This is a genomic window from Kribbella yunnanensis (genome assembly GCF_039529655.1).
GTDB lineage: Bacteria > Actinomycetota > Actinomycetes > Propionibacteriales > Kribbellaceae > Kribbella > Kribbella yunnanensis.
In genome coordinates this window covers 29,035-47,990 of the sequence record NZ_BAAANF010000030.1, presented here as the reverse complement: position 1 = coordinate 47,990, position 18,956 = coordinate 29,035, and the positions used below count along the sequence as shown (strand labels likewise).

Annotated in this window: 11 protein-coding genes; 5 read left to right on the top strand and 6 right to left on the bottom strand. The window is 67.7% G+C overall.

The genetic code is table 11. The annotated features are described in order from the left end of the window. The first annotated feature begins 4 nt into the window (after positions 1-4). Entirely contained in the window at positions 5-916 is a 912-nt protein-coding gene (locus ABD231_RS39610; RefSeq protein WP_344164757.1) for a GlxA family transcriptional regulator, read from the top strand. 493 nt (positions 917-1,409) lie between these two features. On the opposite strand, the gene ABD231_RS39605 is transcribed toward ABD231_RS39610, so the two are convergent. Further along, positions 1,410-4,571 carry a glycoside hydrolase family 3 N-terminal domain-containing protein gene (locus ABD231_RS39605; protein ID WP_344164754.1) on the bottom strand — a complete coding sequence of 1,054 codons (3,162 nt, stop codon included), beginning with the start codon at positions 4,569-4,571 and terminating at the stop codon, positions 1,410-1,412. Positions 4,572-4,816: 245 nt separating this feature from the next. Here ABD231_RS39605 and ABD231_RS39600 point away from each other — a divergent pair, with 245 nt between their 5' ends. Genes ABD231_RS39600 through ABD231_RS39590 form a run of 3 tightly spaced genes read left to right on the top strand, consistent with a single transcriptional unit; the run spans position 4,817 to position 11,481 of the window. Then, positions 4,817-7,552: a DUF4082 domain-containing protein gene (locus ABD231_RS39600; protein WP_344164751.1), complete on the top strand. Its 2,736-nt coding sequence runs from the start codon at positions 4,817-4,819 to the stop codon at positions 7,550-7,552. Between the two features lie 6 nt (positions 7,553-7,558). Further along, positions 7,559-10,342, top strand: a complete 2,784-nt coding sequence (locus ABD231_RS39595; protein WP_344164748.1) for a DUF4082 domain-containing protein — start codon at positions 7,559-7,561, stop codon at positions 10,340-10,342. Continuing rightward, positions 10,339-11,481 (top strand): mandelate racemase/muconate lactonizing enzyme family protein, encoded by a 1,143-nt coding sequence (locus ABD231_RS39590; protein WP_344164745.1) that lies wholly within the window; start codon positions 10,339-10,341, stop codon positions 11,479-11,481. Before ABD231_RS39595 ends, ABD231_RS39590 begins: the two co-directional genes overlap by 4 nt. Positions 11,482-11,652: 171 nt before the next feature. On the opposite strand, the gene ABD231_RS39585 is transcribed toward ABD231_RS39590, so the two are convergent. The 5 genes from ABD231_RS39585 to ABD231_RS39565 form a co-directional block, all read right to left on the bottom strand. Then, positions 11,653-12,375, bottom strand: coding sequence for a PIG-L deacetylase family protein (locus tag ABD231_RS39585; RefSeq protein ID WP_344164742.1), 723 nt, complete (start codon positions 12,373-12,375; stop codon positions 11,653-11,655). 2 nt (positions 12,376-12,377) lie between these two features. Further along, positions 12,378-13,139, bottom strand: a complete 762-nt coding sequence (locus tag ABD231_RS39580) for an SDR family NAD(P)-dependent oxidoreductase (RefSeq protein WP_344164739.1) — start codon at positions 13,137-13,139, stop codon at positions 12,378-12,380. 18 nt (positions 13,140-13,157) lie between these two features. Then, a complete protein-coding gene (locus ABD231_RS39575; RefSeq protein ID WP_344164736.1) occupies positions 13,158-16,163 on the bottom strand; it encodes an AfsR/SARP family transcriptional regulator in 3,006 nt (1,001 codons plus the stop codon). A 90-nt stretch (positions 16,164-16,253) separates the two neighbouring features. Next, on the bottom strand, positions 16,254-16,505 hold the full coding sequence (locus ABD231_RS39570) for a hypothetical protein (protein WP_344164733.1): 252 nt from the start codon (positions 16,503-16,505) through the stop codon (positions 16,254-16,256). A gap of 84 nt (positions 16,506-16,589) precedes the next feature. Further along, the gene (locus ABD231_RS39565; RefSeq protein WP_344164730.1) at positions 16,590-17,135 is read right to left on the bottom strand and encodes a hypothetical protein; all 546 of its coding nucleotides are present in this window, start codon (positions 17,133-17,135) and stop codon (positions 16,590-16,592) included. Positions 17,136-17,366: 231 nt separating this feature from the next. On the opposite strand from ABD231_RS39565, the gene ABD231_RS39560 reads away from it, so the two are divergent. Further along, positions 17,367-18,329, top strand: a complete 963-nt coding sequence (locus ABD231_RS39560; RefSeq protein WP_344164727.1) for an LLM class F420-dependent oxidoreductase — start codon at positions 17,367-17,369, stop codon at positions 18,327-18,329. Positions 18,330-18,956 lie beyond the last annotated feature (627 nt).

The window sequence follows — 18,956 nt, the reverse complement described above, 5'->3', positions numbered from 1 at the left end:
CCGAATGGGGAGTATCCGGGTCGTCTTCGTCCTGGTGCCGAAGCTGCACCTGTTGGACCTGGCCGGGCCGGCGCAGGCCTTCTCGACCGCCGAAACCCTCGGCTACGGCTACGAACTGACCTACGTGGCCGAGGCCGACGAGGTGATGACCGCCCAGGGCGTGCCGCTGAAGACACAGCCGGAGTGGCCGGAACTCGGCCCGGACGACCTGGTCGTCGTACCGGGCTGGCGGTCGCCGCGACTCCTCCCGGTGCCACCGATCGGCGCCTCGTTCCAGCAACGCCTTCGCGATCACCACGCGGCGGGGGGATCCGTGGCCAGCGTCTGCTCCGGCGCCGACGCACTCGGCGCCGCCGGGTTGCTAGACGGCCGCCGCTACACCACCCACCACGACCTGACCGACATGATGGCCGCCCGCTACCCCCGGGCGACCATCGTGCGCGACGTCCTGTACGTCGTCGACGACCGCGTCATCACCTCCGCCGGAATCGCCAGCGGCATCGACCTAGCCCTGCACCTGATCGCCGGCGCCCACGGCGCCGAGGCAGCGGCCCGAGTCGCGCGCGAAATGGTCGTCTACGCCCGCCGCAACGGCGACGAACTCCAAGAAAGCGTGATGCTGCGCCACCGTGGCCACCTGAGCGATCTCGCCCACCGAGTCCAAGACGTCATCGACGCCCGCTACGCCGAACGCCTACCGCTCGCCGACCTAGCCGACCAAGTCTCGGTCAGCGAACGAACCCTCACTCGCATGTTCACCACCGCCACCGGCCTAACCCCCCTCCGCTACCAACAACTCCTCCGCCTAGAACGAGCCGAACACCTAATAGGCCACGGCAGTACCATCGAGTCCGCCGCCCGAGCAGTAGGCTTCGAAGACGCCCGCATGCTCCGCCGCCTCCGCTCCCGTACGTAAACGACACCGCCTCCGGCGGCTCCCCATTCGGCGCCTCCGGCGCAGAGGCGCAACAACCCACCACCCGAGCATGCACCGTGGGCGAGGGGGTTCGTGGATCGCGGTTGAGTGTGACCCGTTGGCGGAGCGCCTGGAGGGGTGCGCGGCGGTTGAGTCGGAGCCTCGGCGCATTCGCGAGGGATCGCGCCCAAAGGTGGGCCCGCTGCTCTTTGTGCACGAACCCCCACTTTGAGAAGCCACCGACCGTTTCGGGGGGCTCTGCGTGGTTGGTGGGTGCACAAAGATGCGATCCGTGCACAAGGATCCGTGCACAAGGGTGGGGCGGCTGCTCTTTGGGCGCGAGCTCCTACTTTGAGAAGCCACCGATCGTTTCGGCGGGGTTTGGGTGGTTGGTGGGTGCACAAAGTTGGGATCCGTGCACAAGGGCGGGGCGGCTGCTCTTTGGGCGCGGGGGCGGGCGACCGGGCGGGATGGGGGTCCCGCCCGGTCGGGGTTAGTGGTTGTAGGCGGTGGTTAGTTTGGTGACGGCGGTGGATAGGTGGCCGGTTAGGGCTTCGTGTTCGGCGTCGGCGGTTAGTTTGGAGGTGGGCTCGGTGAGGTTTTGGCCGAGCCTGGTTTGGGTGATCCAGCGGGCGGCGGATACTACGGCGTCGCCCTCGGCGAAGGTGTCTGCCTTGGTGCGGTCTAGGTATTTGGCGGACTGTTCTAGGGCGGCCAGGGCGATGGTTGCCTGGGGCCCCGACCAGTCCTTCACCTGTAGGGCGATGGATGCTGCTACGCCGGCCGCTAGTGCGTAGGGATCGTGTTTGCGGAGCAAGGTGTTTCGGGCGTCGGTTAGCTTTTGGCGGGCGGCGGCTTGGGTGGTTAGGCCCCAGCCGTAGGGGTATTGCGGGTCGTAGGTTGCGTCGCCGACGTTCAGGGGTTGCTGGGCTTCGGTTCGGGGCCAGCTGACCGGGAGGCGGCCAGTGAACGGCTTCTTGCCGAACAGGACGTCGGCTACCCCGGCACCCTCGGTGCCTGGCAACCACGAAGCGACGAGGGCGTTGATCTTGCCTAGCTGGTCGGAGACGACCTGCGGGCGGCCGGAGACGGTGAGTACGACGCACTTCATTGCGGCGCAGACCTTGTCCACGGCGGCCTTGTCGGCGTCTGACAGCGACTGATCGTGACCGTTGCCTACGTCGCCGACACCTTCGGCATACGGGCGTTCGCCGACGACGACTAAGCCGACGTCATGACCGGTCAGGGGTGCCGAAGCGTCTGCGCTGAAGGTTGCCGACGGCACCACTTCCTTGATTCCGGCGAGGATCGTCGTACCGGTGGTAGTCGCGCCGGACTTGCCCTGCCAGGTGATGCTCCAGCCGCCGAGCTGGTTGCCCAGGTCGTCGGCGTTGCTACCGGCAACGTAGACCTTCGAGGTCGGTGCCAGCGGCAACAGGTTGCCCTCGTTCTTCAGCAATACCTGAGACTTCGCCGCAGCCTCGCGACCGACTGCCCGGTGCGTGGCCGAACCGACCGTCGAGAGCAGCGACGGATCCGAGTACGGCTTCTCGAACAAACCGAGCTTGAACTTCTCACCGAGGATCCGGCGCACCGCGTCGTCGACCCGGCTCACCGGTACCCTCCCGGCGCCGACCTCGGCGGTCAGGCCTGCCGTGAACTCCTGGTACCGCGCCGGCACCATGATCATGTCCAGACCGGCATTGATCGAAGTCCGGATGTCACTCGCGTAGTCGCCCGGCAGTTGGTCGATCGCCGCCCAGTCGCTGATCACGAAGCCCTTGAAGCCCATTCGGTCCTTCAGAACACCGTTGATCAGTTCGTCGTTCCCGTGCATCTTCACCGCCGGCCCGCCGTCGATCGAGACACTCGAGAACGACGGCATCACCGTGCCGACACCGAGGTCGACCGCCTTCTTGAACGGTGCCAGGTGCAACCGTTCCAGGTCTGCACGGCTGACCTGCGTGATGCCCTGGTCGATCTTGTAACCACCGGTCGTCGACGACCCGTACGTCGTACCGCCATCGCCGGCGTAGTGCTTCGCCGACGCGAGCACCCGGTCCTTGTTCTTCAGCTGACTGCCATCAGCCTTACCCTGCATACCGGTGAGCACCGTCGACATCGCATCCACGAGCGCCGGATCCTCGCCGTACCCCTCATAGGCACGCCCCCAGCGGTCGTCCCGCACCACGCACAAACACGGCGCGAAGTCCCACGGGATTCCGGTCGCACGGACCTCAGAAGCCGTCACTTCACCGGTACGGCGAGCCAGGTCCGGATCACGAGTCGCGCCGAGACCGATGTTGTGCGGCAGGATCGTCGCGCCGACCACGTTGTTGTGTCCGTGGACCGCGTCCACTCCGTAGATCAACGGGATCTGCAGCCGAGTCGCCTGCGCGCTCCGCTGGAAGGTGTCGACCATCGCCGCCCAAGAAGCCGCAGTATTCGGCGACGGCACAGAACCACCACCGGACAGCAACGAACCGAGCGCGTACGTCGCGATGTCGCCGCGGGACTTGAGTGCGTTCCGCTCGGCTTGGGTCATCTGGCCGACCTTCTCGGCGAGCGTCATCCGGGAGAGCAGGTCGTCGACCCGCTTCCTCACCGACAGCTTCGGGTTCAGGTACGGCAGGTCGTGTGCGTCGATCACCACGACCGGTTGAGTCGCGGGCGACTTGGCGCCGGTGACGGTCAGCTCCAGCGGAATCGTCTCGGCGACCTCCGCGGTACCGTCCTTCCGGGTCGCCACAGTCACGGTCTGCGTCGAACCGGACGCCGTACCAACCGGGAACGTGAGCGTGCCGGAAACCGGTGTGTAGTCGTCAACACTGGCGGTCCCACTGCCAGCCGTGTAGGCGACGGTGACCGGGTCCTCCAGCGGCGTGCCGCCGGTGGTCGTCACCGCGACCTTCACCTGGGCGCTGCCGCCCTCCTTGACCGGGTAGACCTCGGCGTCCGTGCTGATGCTTGCCTTGAGGGCTGGATCGGCCTTGCCGTAAGTCTCGATCTGGTCGATCTGGAACTGCCCGGGCGCGCCGCCCGGCATGGTGAACGCGTAGCCCCACATCTGGGTGAGACCCAGGATGTGGTCGATACCACCAACCGGTTGGTAGTCACCGCGGTAGACGAACTCGCTGAACGGGATCTCGACCTGGTGCCAGCCCTGCCAGTCATCGGTGAAGCTGGTGTTCCACAGCTCCGAGGCCTCTGCGTTCGCGCCGCCGTCCTTGATCTCGAAGAAGATCCGCTTCCCGGTACCGGGCTCGGTCTGCGCGGGGTTCTGGCCGTACCACCAGAACCGGATGCCCTTGAACGCCGACCAGTTACCCGGGTTCTGGTCGAACGTGATGTCGTGGCTGAAGCCACCCCACCCGCTGATGTTGTACGTACCGTGCAGGACTGAGCCGCCTGCCGGGGCGTCGGCGCGGGTCTGGAGCTCCATCGTCGGCGGGTCGTCGGCGTCACTGCCCCAGCCGAAGATGCCGGGGTTCGGTGGTGAGGCGAACGGCTCGGCCCCCTCGAAGGCGGCCAGCGTCAGCGGCGTCGGATCGGCGGCGACGGCGGGACCGGCCACGAGCGTGCCGGCCAGCAGCGCGACCGCTGCGACCACCGCCGTGCGCCGTCTGGACTTACGTGCAACTGGCCACCTGGGCATGGGCGACTCCTGAGCTCAGCGCGGGCGCGCGCCCGCGTCGCGCCCGACTCTGGGTGCTGCGGCCGCCCAGATCAAGGGGTCGGCGGTTCCGGAACTAGAGCGCTCTCATAGATCACGTTTCGACGTCCGTGTAAAGGCAGGCCGGGTTTCTTGTGCTCTCCGGAAGCGGCTTTTAAGCTCCCATATGGAGATGCATTTTCGATATTTCGAAGCTTAAGACCTTCCACCGCCCAGAGGAGCGTCCGATGCCGAACCTGCCCCGTCGCCAGTTCCTCGCGTTGTCCGGTGGTGCCGCGCTGGCCGGGCTGGTCGCCGGCCCCGCCACCCCCGCCGCGGCGCGGGCCACCGCCGTACCGCCGCCGACCATCCCCGCGCTGCAGTCGTGGACCGCAGGCAGCGGCCAGTACGTCGTTCCTTCCAGTATCCGGATCATCGTTCGGGGTGCCGACGCCGCCGCATTGCGTCCGGCCGCTGAGACGCTCGCGGCCGCGCTCGCGAAGGCTTTGAACAGGTCTGCACAGGTTCAGATTCAAGACACGCCTGCGCCGGGAGCCGGTGACATCGTGCTGAGCCTGGCCGCCGCGGTCGTGAACAGCGAGGGGTACGAGATCAAGGTCGGTGCCGCGCTCGAGATCAGCGGCCAGCGCGCCGGGGTGTTCCATGGGGTGCAGACCGTCGTGCAGTGGCTGAAGCAGGCGACGACTGTGCCCGGTGGCGTGGCCCGGGACTGGCCGAAGTACCCGGAGCGCGGCTTCCTGGTCGCCAACGCGGCCCGGTTCTACACCACCGCCTGGTGGAAGGGTCAGCTCGACGAGATGGCCTACCTGAAGCTGAACATGCTGTGGGTGAACATCGGCTACGACACAGCGCCGCTGGCCCAGGCGAAGGAGATCGAGGCGTACGCCGCGAAGTACAACATCGGCCTGGTCCCGCTCACCGGCATGCCCGGGCACATGAACAAACTGCTCGCGGACCGGCCGGACCTGGCTCTGCCGAACTGGGGTTCGCATCTGGATCTCAGCAAGGACGCTGCCTACGACTTCTGCCGCGACGAGGTGCTCGCGCCGAACCTGCGCGAGTTCAGTACGCCGTACTGGCATCTCGGCGCGGATGAGTACATCACGGACTTCAGCCAGAACGCGCTGGTCCGGTACGACCTGTGGCCGCAGCTGCACGCCAAAGCCAAGCAGCGGTTCGGCGACAACGCGCAGCCGGTCGACGTGTTCACCGGGTTCCTGAACGACATGAACCAGACGGTGCGGGCGACCAACAAGCAGGCCCGGATCTGGAACGACGGATTGCTGAACAGCATCACGGTCCCGCTGGACAAGAACATCATTATCGAGCACTGGGTGTCCTGGCCGAACCGGAAGACCTCGGAACAGTTGCTGAACGAGGGCTACCAGGTCCACAACTCCAACGGCGACTACCTGTACTACGACCCGGCGACCACGGAGAACCCGCGGCGGGTGCCGGATCCGAAGCGGCTCTACAACGAGTTCCACCCCGGCCGGTTCACCGACAGGACGGTCAGCCCGGACACGCCAGGTCTGCGTGGCGCCAAGCTGCACCTGTGGACGATGCCGTTCAGTGAGCACGAAGAGCTGCAGTCCTACCTGCTGACCGAGCCGTTCCGCTCGCTCTCGCAGGTGCTGTGGGCTTCGCCAAGGCCGTTCACGACCTATGACGGCGGCTTCGGTGAGCTCATCCGCACGGTCGGACGACCGCCGCTCTTCCCGGTCGGCCGGTTCACGACTGCTCCGTTGCCTGGCGCAACCAGCGTCTGGCCGCAACGCAAGTTGCAGGTCACCTTCTACGACGACATCGTGCCGAGTTCGGTCCAGGTCCGCGAGGGCGGCAGCGAAACCGGTACGCCGGGACAGACGACGTACGACGCGGTGTCGCGGACGGCGACGTTCACTCCGAGCGCGGCGCTGCCGTACAGCAAGAAGCTGTCGATGAGTTTCGTCGCCCGGGCCACAGCTGGGCAACAGATCTTCGGTGAATGGCCGCTCACGGTCGCGAAACCGCCGAGCATCGCCTATCCCCGGTCGCTGTTCAACGACGAGGACGGTCCGGCGGTCGAGTGGTACTCCGACAACCGCGAGACCGAGGTCGGGGTACGGTTCCGCGTCGACCGGCCGGGCGTCGTACTGGGCGTGAAGTTCTACAAGGCACCGCGGGATGTCGCCGTCCACACTGGCAGTCTCTGGTCGCCGTCAGGGCAGAAGTTGGCCACGGCAACGTTCACCAATGAGACCTCCGGTGGTTGGCAGGAGGTGCGGTTCGCCGAGCCGGTCCGAATCGATGCTGGCAGCAACTACACGGTCTCGTACCATTCGCCGGCCGGGTCGTTCGGTTACAACCACTACTTCTTCGACGGCCGCAGCCAGGACAACGGCGTACTGCACGCACCTGGCGGGAATGGCTTCTTCTCGCACGGGCCGACGTGGTATCCGACCGAGACCTACCGGAACACGAACTACTGGGCCGACGTGATCTTCCAGCCCGATACGTACACGCTGTGGAACGTTAGCGATGCACCGGTCTTCGGCACGACCGAGCCGACCTCGCTGGAGCTCGGTCTGCGGTTCAGCAGCGCGAACGGCGGCAAGGTGCACGGCGTGCGGTTCTTCAAGGGCACGCACAACACCGGCGCCCACGTCGGCTCGCTGTGGACCGCAGCCGGTCAGAAGCTCACCAGTGCGACCTTCACCAACGAGAGCGCCGGAGGCTGGCAGGAGGTCCGGTTCGCGCAACCGGTCACCATCGACGCCAGTGCCGATTACGTCGTCTCGTACAGCTCGGCGGGCGGCTTCAGCGCCACCGACCAGGGCCTCGCGACCGCCCGGACGAACGGTGCGCTCTTCACCCGCACCAGCCCGGCGGCCGGGATCTACGCCCTGTCGGCCGGCACCTTCCCGACGCTGTCGTACCAAGCGCGCAACTACTTCGTCGACCCGGTCTTCTCCGAAGGATAAGGATCCATGACTGCACATCTGCCCAGGCGCCACTTCCTCTCCCTTGCCGGCGGCGCCGCCCTCGCCACGGGGATCACCACGACCGCCACCACCTTGCCCGCTGCGGCGGCAAGCCGGCGGGCGCTCGCCGATCCGCCGGAGACGATCCCCAACCTCCAGGAGTGGACACCAGGCTCCGGTGCCCAGTACGTCGTACCGGCGGCCGGCGCGCCGTTCCGGATCATCGTCCGTGCGGGCGACGCCGCTCAGCTGGCACGCGCGAAGGTCATCCTGCAGGAGGACCTCGGGAAGGTGCTGAAACGCACGATCACCGTGGAGACCCAGGACAACCCCGCACCTGCGGCCGGTGACCTTGTGCTCAGCCTGGGCGCACCGCCGCACCAGAACCTCGAGGGCTACGAGATCGAGGTCGGCGCGGCGCTGCGGTTGCGCGGTACCGCCGCCGGTGTCATCCACGGCGCCCAGACCGTGATCCAGTGGTTGCGCCAGGCAACGACTGTGCCGGCCGGGCTGGTCCGCGACTGGCCGACCTACAAGGATCGCGGTTTCCTGGTCGCGAACTCGGCCCGCCACTACACGATGGAGTGGTGGAAGGGGCAGATCAACGAACTCGCCTTCCTCAAGATGAACCTGCTCTGGGTGTACGTCGGGTACGAGTCGACGACCTCGCTGGCGCAGTTGAAGGAGATCGCGGCGTACGCGAAGAAGTACAACATCGCGCTGGTCCCGCAGGTCAACATGCCGGGTCACATGGAGCGCCTGCTCGAGCCCGGGATGGGGTTGCCGGATCGTGGCGATCTCGACCTCAGCAAGGACGAGGTCTACCCGTTCGCGCGTGGGTTGTTCGAGAAGTACCTCGACGAGTTCGATACGCCGTACTGGCATCTCGGAGCCGATGAATACCTGACGATCCTCGACAGTGACCCGAACTTCACCGTGGAGTACGCGCGGTATCCGCAGCTCGGGCAGAGCGCCAAGCAGCGGTACGGCGCGGATGCGAACCCGGTGGACATCTTCACCGGGTTCCTGAACCAGATGAACGAGACGGTTCGCGCGCACAACAAGCAGTTGCGGGTGTGGAGCGACGGTCTGCTCAACAGCATCAAGCGCGCGAAGCTGAACGAGAACATCATCCTCGAGCACTGGATCACCTGGCCCAACCGGCTGACGCCGACCCAGCTGCTCGAAGCGGGGTACCAGGTCTCCAACTCGAACGGCGAGTTCCTGTACTACGACCCGCCCGCCCCGCCGGCGCACAACGGGCGCATCCCGAATGCGGAGGCGATCTACAACCGGTTCCACCCGGGCGTCTTCCCACGCCCGCGCCCGGATGCCGACCTCGAGGTCGTCGACAAGAACCACCCGGGTCTGCGCGGCGCCAAGCTGCACCTGTGGACCCTCCCGGCGACGGAGGCCGAGGAGATCCAGTCGAACAACCTGCGGCTGCCGTTCCGGTCGCTGGCGCAGGTGCTGTGGGGCTCGCCGTTCCCGTACCCGCAGTACGCCGACGGGTTCCCGGGACGGGTCAACCGCGTCGGCCGGCCGCCGCAGTACCCGGTGGGACGTCGCAAGATCTCGCCGGTTGACGGCGCTACCTCTGTCTGGCCGCACCGGACCCCGCAGGTGGTCTTCTACGACGACATCGATCCGGCGACCGTCTCGCTCCGCGAGGGCGGCATTGAGGCCGGTACGCCGGGGCGGACGACGTTCGACCCGGAGACTCGGACGGCGACGTTCACTCCGAGTGCGCCGTGGCGGTACGAGCAGAGCTGCGGGATGAGCTTCCAGGCGCGGGACACCTCCGGGCAGTGGATCACGGGGCAGTGGACGTTCAAGGTCGCGAAACGGCCGAGCGTCGCGTACCCGCGGTCGCTGTGGAACGACGAGGAGGGTCCGGCGGTCGAGTATTACTCCGATTCGCGGGAGACCGAGTTGGGTGTGCGGTTCCGCGTCGACCGGCCGGGCGTCGTACTGGGGGTGAAGTTCTACAAGGCTCCGGGAGATGGCGCCGTACACACGGGTAGTCTGTGGTCGCCTTCGGGGGCGAAGCTGGCGGCCGCGACCTTCGCGGGTGAGAGTGCTGCGGGTTGGCAGGAGGTGCGGTTCGCGCAGCCGGTACGTATTGATGCTGGCGGCAACTACACGGCCTCGTACCACTCGCCGAACGGGACCTTCGGGTACAACCACAACTTCTTCGACGGACGCACGCAGGACAACGGAGTCGTGCACACCCCGACCGGCGCCGGCTACTTCGCCTACGGACCGACGTCGTACCCGAACCAGTCCTACCTGAACACGAACTACTGGGCCGATGTGATCTTCCAGCCGGACACCTACGCGCTGTGGAACGTCAGCGATGCACCTGTGTTCGGGGCGACGGAGCAGGCGTCACTGGAGATGGGCGTGAAGTTCAGCAGTACGACGGGCGGCAAGGTGCACGGGGTGCGGTTCTTCAAGGGGACGCACAACACCGGGACGCATGTCGGGTCCCTGTGGACCGCATCCGGTCAGAAGCTGACGAGTGCGACCTTCGTGGGTGAGTCGGCTTCCGGGTGGCAGGAGGTGCGGTTCGCACAGGCGGTCACGATCGACGCTGGTACGTCGTACGTGATCTCGTACAGCTCGGCCGGTGGGTACAGCGCGACGGAGAACGGACTGGCGACCGTGCGGCAGAACGGTGCGCTGTCGACCAGCGGGCCTGGCCTGTACGCGCTGAAGGCGGGCGACTTCCCGACACTGTCCTACCAGAACCGCAACTACTTCGCCGATGTGGTGTTCTCGGAAGGGTGACGACACTGACTGACGTGAAGATCACCGACGTCGAGGTGCTCATCCTCGACAACGGGATCGAGTACGGGACCCGGCTCGGCGACGACGAGCGGGCCGGGCCCCGGCATACGTGCCTGATCAAGGTGACGACCGATGCCGGCGTCATCGGGTACGGCGACGTGGACTCACACCCGTGGGTGGTCAAGGCGATCGTGGAGGCGGTGTCGCACATTCCGGCGTTCTGCGCCGGGTTGCGTGACGCTGCGGTTGGTCAGAGCGTGTGGGATCGGACCGCGTTGTGGGACCGGCTCTACCAGCACTCCTGGTACCACGGCCGGCGCGGACCGGCGCTGCACGCTCTGAGCGGGATCGACCTGGCCGTGTGGGACATCTGCGGGCAACTGTCGGGTCAGTCGGTGGCGTCGTTGCTTGGCGGTCGGCGTCGGGACCGAGTGCTGGCTTATGCGAGCACGCTGTTCCGGGAGACGCCGGACGAGATGCGGGCGGCGACTCGGTCCTATCTGGACCGCGGGTTCCGGGCGATCAAGTTCGGTTGGGGTCCGTGGGGATCCGAGGGGTCCCGCTCATTGCTGGCCGCCGCTCGCGCGGAGGCGGGGCCCGACGTACGGCTGATGGTGGACGGGTACCTGCCGGGCGACTTCAACGCCGTACGGCGATTTGTCAGCAGTCTCGAGGACCTGGATCCGTACTGGGTCGAGGAACCGTTCCGGGCCGATCGACCGCGCGATCTGGCGCGGCTTGGTCGCGAGACCGGTCTCACCATTGCGTCCGGTGAGCAACTCGGTGGCGACGAGTTCGACGAACTGCTCGCCGAGCCCGGTGTCAGCGTCATCCAGCCGGATCTGTCGCGGTGCGGCGGATTCACGGCGTTGCAGGGGTTGGCGGCCGCGGTCGCCCGCGAAGGCCGCCGCATCGTCCCGCACGCCTGGACGTCCCCGCTACTCACCGCCGCCACCGTCCAAGCCGCCGCCTGGCTCCCCGACCCCGTCATGGTCGAGTACAACGTCTCCTCAGCCCCCATCAGCCGAGACCTGGCCAACGGCCTCACCCTGGCAGACGGCCACGTACAAGTCCCCAGCACCGCAGGCATCGGCGTACAGATCAACCCCTCCGTCATCACCAAGTACCGCATCGCCTAACCCGCCGCCCGCCCGCCCGGCCCGCCGCCCGCCCGGCCCGCCGCCCGGCCGACGCCAGTTGATGGGTTAACCCAGCAGCTTGTGGGTTCTGTACCCGCATGCGATGGGGGAACCCACAAGCTCATGGGGGAACCCATCAGATGCCGGTGGGGTGGGGCGGGGGCTGGCGCGTCAGGGGTGCGCGGGGAGGTCGGAGGGCCAGGGGATTCGGCGGTCGGTGAGGCAGGGGCGGAAGGACTCGGCGTGGTCGACCAGGAGGCGGCGGCCGGTGAAACGGTCCTGCTCGGCCATCTGGTCGGCGTAGTCCTCGCCGCCGCTGAGTTCGCGCATGACGTCCATCTGACTGCGGTGGCGGCGGATCAGTTCGGCCTTGCGCTGTGCGTGTTCGGGGCCGAAGGCAACGAAGTGGGTGGCCTCGAAACCGTGGCCGGGGCCGGGATCGACGTACCAGATCCGTGGTGCGTGGGCGAGGACACCGGGGCTCGGGGCGAACGACGAGAGCGGCGCGAGCAGGGCGCTGTCGGTGACGAGTTTCGCGGTGAGGACGTGGTCGGGGTTGTAGTCGGTTGTCCAATGGGTGAAGACGATTTCGGCACCGACGCGGCGCAGCGTGCGGATCAGGTCGGCACGCAGTTCGGCGTCCTCGATGACGAAACCGTCTTCGCGGGCGAGGCTGATGTACTCGGCGTCGAAGTACGCCGCGACCTCCTGCATCTCCACGGTCCGGATCTCGGCGGCGCGTTGCTGCTCCTCCGGCGGGTGATACGGCAGCCCTTTGTCGCCGGTGGTGATCGTCACGAACGCGAACTCGTGCCCGGCGTCGCGCAACCGCAACAGCGTGCCCAGGCAGCGCATCTCGTCATCGGGGTGCGCGAACACGCAGACGTATTTCATCGTCAGAGTCCTCGCAGTCGGGCGAGCGAAGTGGACAGCGCGCCATCGACAGTCAGGAACGATCCAGAGATATACCCGGCCGCCTCCGACGCCAGGAAACCAACGGCGGCCGCGATCTCCTCCGGCCGACCCTGCCGCCCGAACGGGAGTAGTTCGCCCGCAGCCTTGAGCGCCTCGGCGCCATGGAACACCTCTTCGCCGGGAGTCGCGATCCAGCCCGGTACGACGGCGTTCACCCGGATCCCGCGGTCGGCCCACTCGTGGGCAAGCGTCCGCACGACCTGCCCGAGTGCGCCGTGTGCTGCGTTGTAGCCAAGACAATTCGCGAACGGCTGCGTCTCGTGGAGCGACCCGATCGCAATGTACGACGCGTCTTCGGCCGGCGTCAGTCCGCGGAAGAACTCGAACGCCCCCACGGGCCCAACCGTCAGACTCCTGAGTAGCGACTCGCGGCTCAGCTCGACAGCCGGAGTGTGCTCTTCATAAGCCACCGCGTACACCGCGCACCCCACGGCTCCGTACTCAGCAGCAGCCGCACCCACCCGCACCCCAAAGTCCGCATCAGCCGCATCCGCCCCCAGCGCAACCGCTCCTGGGCCTACACCGTCCGCACCCTGCGCGCTCGGACTTGCGATCTCCGCGACTGTGCGTTCGGCCGCGGCTAGGTCGCGATCCACACAGAGCACGATGTCGTACTGCTCAGCGAGCTGTCGCGCGCACGCTCCGCCGATTCCCCCTCCGGCCCCCACCACGACAGCCAGCATGCCGACCTCCATGTTTCGCTATTCCGAAGAAATCTCCAGCAAATCGTACCCTCCGATCCGCGCGACGACCGGGGGAAGCTGGAGATCGTCGAGACCGATCCCGAGCTCTCGCAGCAGGACGACAAGTTCTGCGTGCTGCCGGCCGGCTCGATCCTGCTCGCCCCGCGCCGCGTGGACCGCAGTGAGCCGGGCCAGCTCGTGGGCGAGTTCGAACCGGACGCCCTCACGCCGATGCCGGTCGACGGCCCGCTCAAGCAACGGGGCCGCCTCAGCTGCGCGCCCACGAGCGAGCAGGAGGTCGGCGCGCAGGCGCAACTCCCCGTCGGTCGGCTCCGACTCCGGTGCGGTCGATTCGCCGTACGCCGAGCTGTCGTCGAGGATGCGTTCGGCGCGATCGATGTCATCGGCGCGCAGCGCGATCGCCGCTCGGGTCTGGGCGACGTCGAGCAGGACGTTGCGGTCCACCAAGCTGGTGGCGAGCTGTTCGGCCTCGTCCAACGCCCGCTCGGCCGCCGCTGCGTCACCGGTCAGCGCGAGGCAGTCGGCGTACGTGACCAGCCAGATGCTCAGTCGCCGAGACGGCCCGCGCAGCCGTTCGGCCTGGAGGTTCTCAGCGACCAGCGCCGCGCCACGGACCGGGTGTCCGGTGCGAGCCAGCAGGACGCCAAGGTGTCCGCGTGCCAGGGCCGCCATCATGGTGTCGTCTCGTGCCAGCGCGCCGGACGAGGCGTCTTCGAATCTCGCCGTCGCCTCCTCGAAACGACCCAGCTCGCGCAGCGCACAGCCGAGCTGCACCAGGGCGTTCTGCTCCATCGCCCCGGCATCGAGCTTGCGAGCGACATCGAGCTGCGCCTGGGCCAGATCAGCCAGTTCGGAGAACCGACCCGCCTCGGCAGCGGTGTGGAACAACGACCGGAGGACGCCCCAGCGCAGTACCAGGTCCGAACAGTCGACGACCCGCCGCAGCAGGCCCGCACGGACATGCGTCTCGCCGCGGACCACGAGGTAGCCGTCCGAGCGCAGCGCGAGGGCAGCTGCCAGATCGAGCTCACCGGCGCGGCTCAGCGCGTGGACGAGGTCGCGGATGCTGTCGATCTCCGCGTCGAACCAGGCCGCGGGTTGCTCCGCCGCGACGGAGACGCGAGGAGGCGGGAGACCCGCCGGGATCGTGGCGCCGTCCGGACCGATCACCGGGCGCAGTCCGTGACCGAAAGCGTCGTCGGCCTGCGAGGCCAGTCCCAGCCAGGCCATGGCGGCGGTACGACGACAGCCCGCGACAGCGCTCGCGTCATCCTCGCGGGCAGCGCGCTCGCCGGCGAACGCCGCCACGAGGGGATGCACGGTGAACCGGAGCTGACCCGCGGCATCACGACCGCACGGCTCGACGAGATGGACGTCGACGAGCTCGTCCAGCGCCCGCGAGCCCACGAGTACGTCGTCGTCCAGCACCACGCCGGCGAACCACGCCGGCCAGGTCGTCACGGACACGGCGGCGACCCGTCGAAGCAGTCGCTGAGCGGGTGCGGACAGGTGACCGTCGTACGACAGCGCGATGCTTGCCCGGACGTCGCCGTCCCCGATCGCGAGCTCGTCCAGACGGATGTGCTCCTCGCTGAGATGCTCGACCACCTCGGCCAGATCGACGACACCGGACGCCAGCCGGGCCGCGACGACCATCAACGCGAGGGGGAGGTGCCCGCACAGCTGCACGGCAGACTGGGCGAGTTCAGGTGCCGGATCCGTGACGTCTCGACCTGCCTGCAGCAACTCGACGGCGACCTCGGTCGACAGGGTCGGTACGTTGCGGCGGAGTACGTCGTCGAGGCCGGCGAGCCGGTGCCGTGAGGTGACGATCGCGGCCGAACGCGGCGACGGCGGCAGCAGGTCGCGGACCTGTCGTTCGTCGAGGGCGTCGTCCAGCACCACCAGTACGCGGCGGTTCGCGATCGCACTGCGATAGAGCGCCAGCCGTTCCGCCCGTCCGGCGTGGGTGGCGGGAGCAGTGGCGCCGAGCGCGCGGAGGAATCGGTCGATGATCTCGTCGGGGTCCCGTGGCTCACGCGAGGTGCCGTCGAGCTCGGCGTACAGGGTGCCGTCGGGGTACTCGTCCTGGACGCGGTCGGCGAGAACGACGGCGAGCGATGTCTTGCCGATGCCGCCCGCTCCAACGAGAAGCACCGTGCCCGGACGTGGTTCAGGCGTCCGCAGGACAGCGGTCAGCCGGCCGAGGAGCTCGTCCCGTCCGGCCAGTGCGATCGGGCGGGGCAGCTGCCGGGGCACGTGCCGAGGAGAGGCCAACGGCGGGTCGAGGTCCCGCAGAAGGCTGCAGTGGGTCTCCTGGAGATCCGGCCCGGGCTCGACACCGAACTCATCGACGAGCCGGCGGCGCAGGTCCTGGTAGGCGCTGAGAGCCTCGGTACGCCGGCCGCTCCGCGACAGGGCGCGCAATCGAAGGTCGTGCAGACCTTCGTGCAGTGGATCGGTGGCCAGCAATATCTGTACCGTCTCGAGAACACCTGCGTGGTCGTGCGTAGCGAGCTGCGCCTGGGCGAGTGCTTCGCCGGCCGCAACCCGCTCGCGGTGGAGCGACTCGCGGGTCGCCGCGGCCCAGTCACCGGACAGGTCGGCGAGCGCGTCCCCGCGCCACAGCGACAACGCCGTGCCCAACTCGCCCCGGGCGTCGTCGTACTGCTCGGACTGCAGTTGCTCCCGCCCGCGGAGGACGGACAGCCGGAAGCTGTGCAGGTCGAGTCCGTGGGCGGCCAGAGCGAGCTGATAACCCAGCGGACGGGTCACGATGAGGTCTCCGGCCGCGTCCAGCTTGCGGCGCAGCCGGGCGATGAGGTTATGCAGTTGCTGCCGGGCGGACCGCGGCGGGCGCGACCAGACCGTGTCGATCAGCCGGTCGGACGGCGTGACCCGGTCGGCGTTGATGAGCAGCATCGCCAGCACGAGCCGCTCCCGGCCGCCGAGAGCGACCGGCTCGGCGACCACCTCGACCGGTCCGAGCAGGCGAAAGTACACGCCACATTCTCGGTCAGGATCGGGTGCACGTATACCCACGCCTCCTGACCACAGCGAGCGGTCAGGAGCGTGGGAGCCCGCAGGTGCTGCTCAGCTGGTGAGGAGGAGGTGCCAGTGGGGGTTGTGCGTGCTGACGTATTTGCAGTTCCAGGACCAGCCCTCGTACGGGCTGGACGGGTTGCTGGTGATGTTCTTGCCGGACTGGTTGCAGGCACCGCTGGTGCTGTACCAGCCGCCGCTCACCGTGGCGGCCGACGCGGTGCCGGTAGTGGCGAGGGACACCGCCAGGACACCGGCGGCGAGTGCACCGGTCAGCGCAGCAGACTTACGGAACGTGGACATCGTGGCTCCTTCCTCAGGTCCGCCGGGCGTGGCGGACACGCGCACAGGCTCGCGGAGCCCGCTCACCATCGCCTAACCGTCCGCTCACAACCCCACCGGCCGCATATGCGGCCGCTCCCCACCGACCAGCCGGAACCGCACCAGCGCCGGCGCCGGAATCGACAGCTCCCCGACCTCCGCCGTACGACGCTCCGCGACCCAATCGATCAGCTTGCCGGGGTCAACGATCTCGCCCGTGAAGTGCAGCAGGTTCACGTACCAGATGTCCCGTCGTCCGTGGGGTTGCTCGAACCACGCATCCGCTCCGAGCTCCACCGCAAGATCGTCCATGAACGCGTCAGCCACGTCGTCTACCGGCTCCGCGGAAGCCATCACGCTGCCGGGGGTGAGCGTCAGCCCGGTGACCCGCATGCGGAAGGGACCGGCCGCCGTACGGCTCATGGCGGAGAGATACCGCGCGCAGGCTGGATCATCCGGCGGCACCTCGCTGCGGTACCCCTCCAACGCCCGCACGGTGAAGTGGGCCGAACCGAGTTGCCCGGTCTGCCAATGACCAGGCCCCGCCAATTCGGCGGCTTCCGCGGTCAGGTCGTCCAGGAACGCCGTACTGGCCGGAAGGATCACCGACAACGGCCAGCGTCCGCCTTCCGATGGTGGTTCGTCGCGGGTGTGCGCACCGCCCGCGATCAGCGGTACGGCGTGGGCGAAGAGCTCGTCGAACTTGGTGATGGTTCCTCCTCGGATCGCGTGCGGGGGATAGGACGCGGGGAGTGATTCAGAAGTTCTGGTGCTCTGATTGAGTGCAAATTCAGTACTCGGATCGATGGACCGGCGGCCCTGCGGATGGAAAGGATGGAGACCATGACTACACGTTTCGGTTTGTTCGTGCCGCAGGGCTGGAAGATGGATCTGGCGCAGATCGCGGATCCGGTGGAGCAGTGGGAAGCAATGACGGCGGTGGCGAAGCGGGCCGACGAGCAGTCCTGGGATTCGATCTGGCTGTTCGACCACTTCCACACGGTGCCGGAGCCGAGTGACAACACGACGTTCGAGTGCTGGACCGCGACGGCCGCGCTGGCCCGCGACACCGAGCGGGTGAACATCGGCCAGATGGTCGGCTGCAACGGCTACCGCAACCCCGCGCTGTACGCGAAGATCGCCTCCACCGTCGACGTCGCCAGCCACGGCCGCCTGTACGCCGGGATCGGCGCCGGCTGGTACGAGCACGAGTGGAAGGCCTACGGCTACGAGTGGCCCGATGTGAAGCCGCGGATGGCCGCCTTCCGCGAGGCCACCGAGATCATCCACCGGATGTGGACCGAGGACCGCCCGGTCGTGAACGGCAAGTACCACTCGATCGACGGCCCGATCAACCTCCCCAAGGGCGCCGGCGGCAAGAAGCCCAGCCTCTGGATCGGCGGCGGCGGCCCCCAGGTCACCCTCAAACTCGTCGCCCAATACGGCGACGCCGCCAACATCGGCGGCGGCAACCCCGAGGTCATCCGCGAGAAGGTCGCCGTCCTCAAGGACCACTGCAACAAACTCGACCGCGACTACGACTCGATCATCAAGTCGACCGGTATCAACGTCTTCCCCATCGACAAGGGCGACGACCCCAAACTCGCCACCGACAAGGCCCGCGGCCCGATCGACTGGGACCGTTTCTCCAACGACAACAACATCGAAACCGAAGACGAACTCGCCAACCGCGTAGAAGCCGCCCTCGAAGCCGGCGCCGACTACGTCATCTTCTACATCCCCGGCGTCGCCTACGACCTCAACCTCGTAGACCGAGTCGAGCAGGTAGCCAAGCGCTTCCTGTAACCCTCCGACCCTCGCTACCGCTCGCCCTGACCACAGGTCGAGGGTGGTGCAGGTCAGCGAAGCGGTCTGGCGTCGCCACGGACATGAGGTAGTCGGGTGGGGTGGTGATTCCCACACCTGCCAGCTTGTCGCGAGGTTCCTGCTGGGGGGCTACCTCATGTCCTACCCGACGCAGAGAGCGGACCGGCATCACCGTGTAAGTGCGGCTCGGCCGCGGAGTTCACGCTCAGGTCGGTGTCGCGAAGACGGTCCGAGCGGGGTTACTGGGTGCTGGCGGTCCGCGCACGCCCACGGGTGGCGGACCGCAGGCACTCCACAAATGCACCCGGCGGCGACCGCCACGCCTGACCACATCGTGCAATCCGCAATTGTGGAGTGCCGTGTGTCCGCAGCAACGCGCGCTGGCTCGAACACAACCGTCCGGGTCATCCCCCCAGGCGTGGAGCACCTGCGCCTGCCTGCAGCGCACGCGGCCCGTGGTCAGCGCGAGCGGTAGTGAGCAGGTCAGCGAGCGTTGCGAGCGTGCAAAGGGTGGACTGCGTAGCACGCGACGTAGGAGCGGGCGTAGTCAGGCTGCGAGGGGGAATCACACCCCAGATAAAGGGCGACGCCACGGAGCTGGGGGGG

What these genes read in the sequence shown, in the direction of transcription:
- ABD231_RS39610 (WP_344164757.1), top strand. Translation starts at nt 5, where the DNA reads ATGGGGAGTATCCGGGTCGTCTTCGTCCTGGTGCCGAAGCTGCACCTG.
- ABD231_RS39605 (WP_344164754.1), bottom strand. Translation starts at nt 4,571, where the DNA reads ATGCCCAGGTGGCCAGTTGCACGTAAGTCCAGACGGCGCACGGCGGTG.
- ABD231_RS39600 (WP_344164751.1), top strand. Translation starts at nt 4,817, where the DNA reads ATGCCGAACCTGCCCCGTCGCCAGTTCCTCGCGTTGTCCGGTGGTGCC.
- ABD231_RS39595 (WP_344164748.1), top strand. Translation starts at nt 7,559, where the DNA reads ATGACTGCACATCTGCCCAGGCGCCACTTCCTCTCCCTTGCCGGCGGC.
- ABD231_RS39585 (WP_344164742.1), bottom strand. Translation starts at nt 12,375, where the DNA reads ATGAAATACGTCTGCGTGTTCGCGCACCCCGATGACGAGATGCGCTGC.
- ABD231_RS39580 (WP_344164739.1), bottom strand. Translation starts at nt 13,139, where the DNA reads ATGCTGGCTGTCGTGGTGGGGGCCGGAGGGGGAATCGGCGGAGCGTGC.
- ABD231_RS39570 (WP_344164733.1), bottom strand. Translation starts at nt 16,505, where the DNA reads ATGTCCACGTTCCGTAAGTCTGCTGCGCTGACCGGTGCACTCGCCGCC.
- ABD231_RS39560 (WP_344164727.1), top strand. Translation starts at nt 17,367, where the DNA reads ATGACTACACGTTTCGGTTTGTTCGTGCCGCAGGGCTGGAAGATGGAT.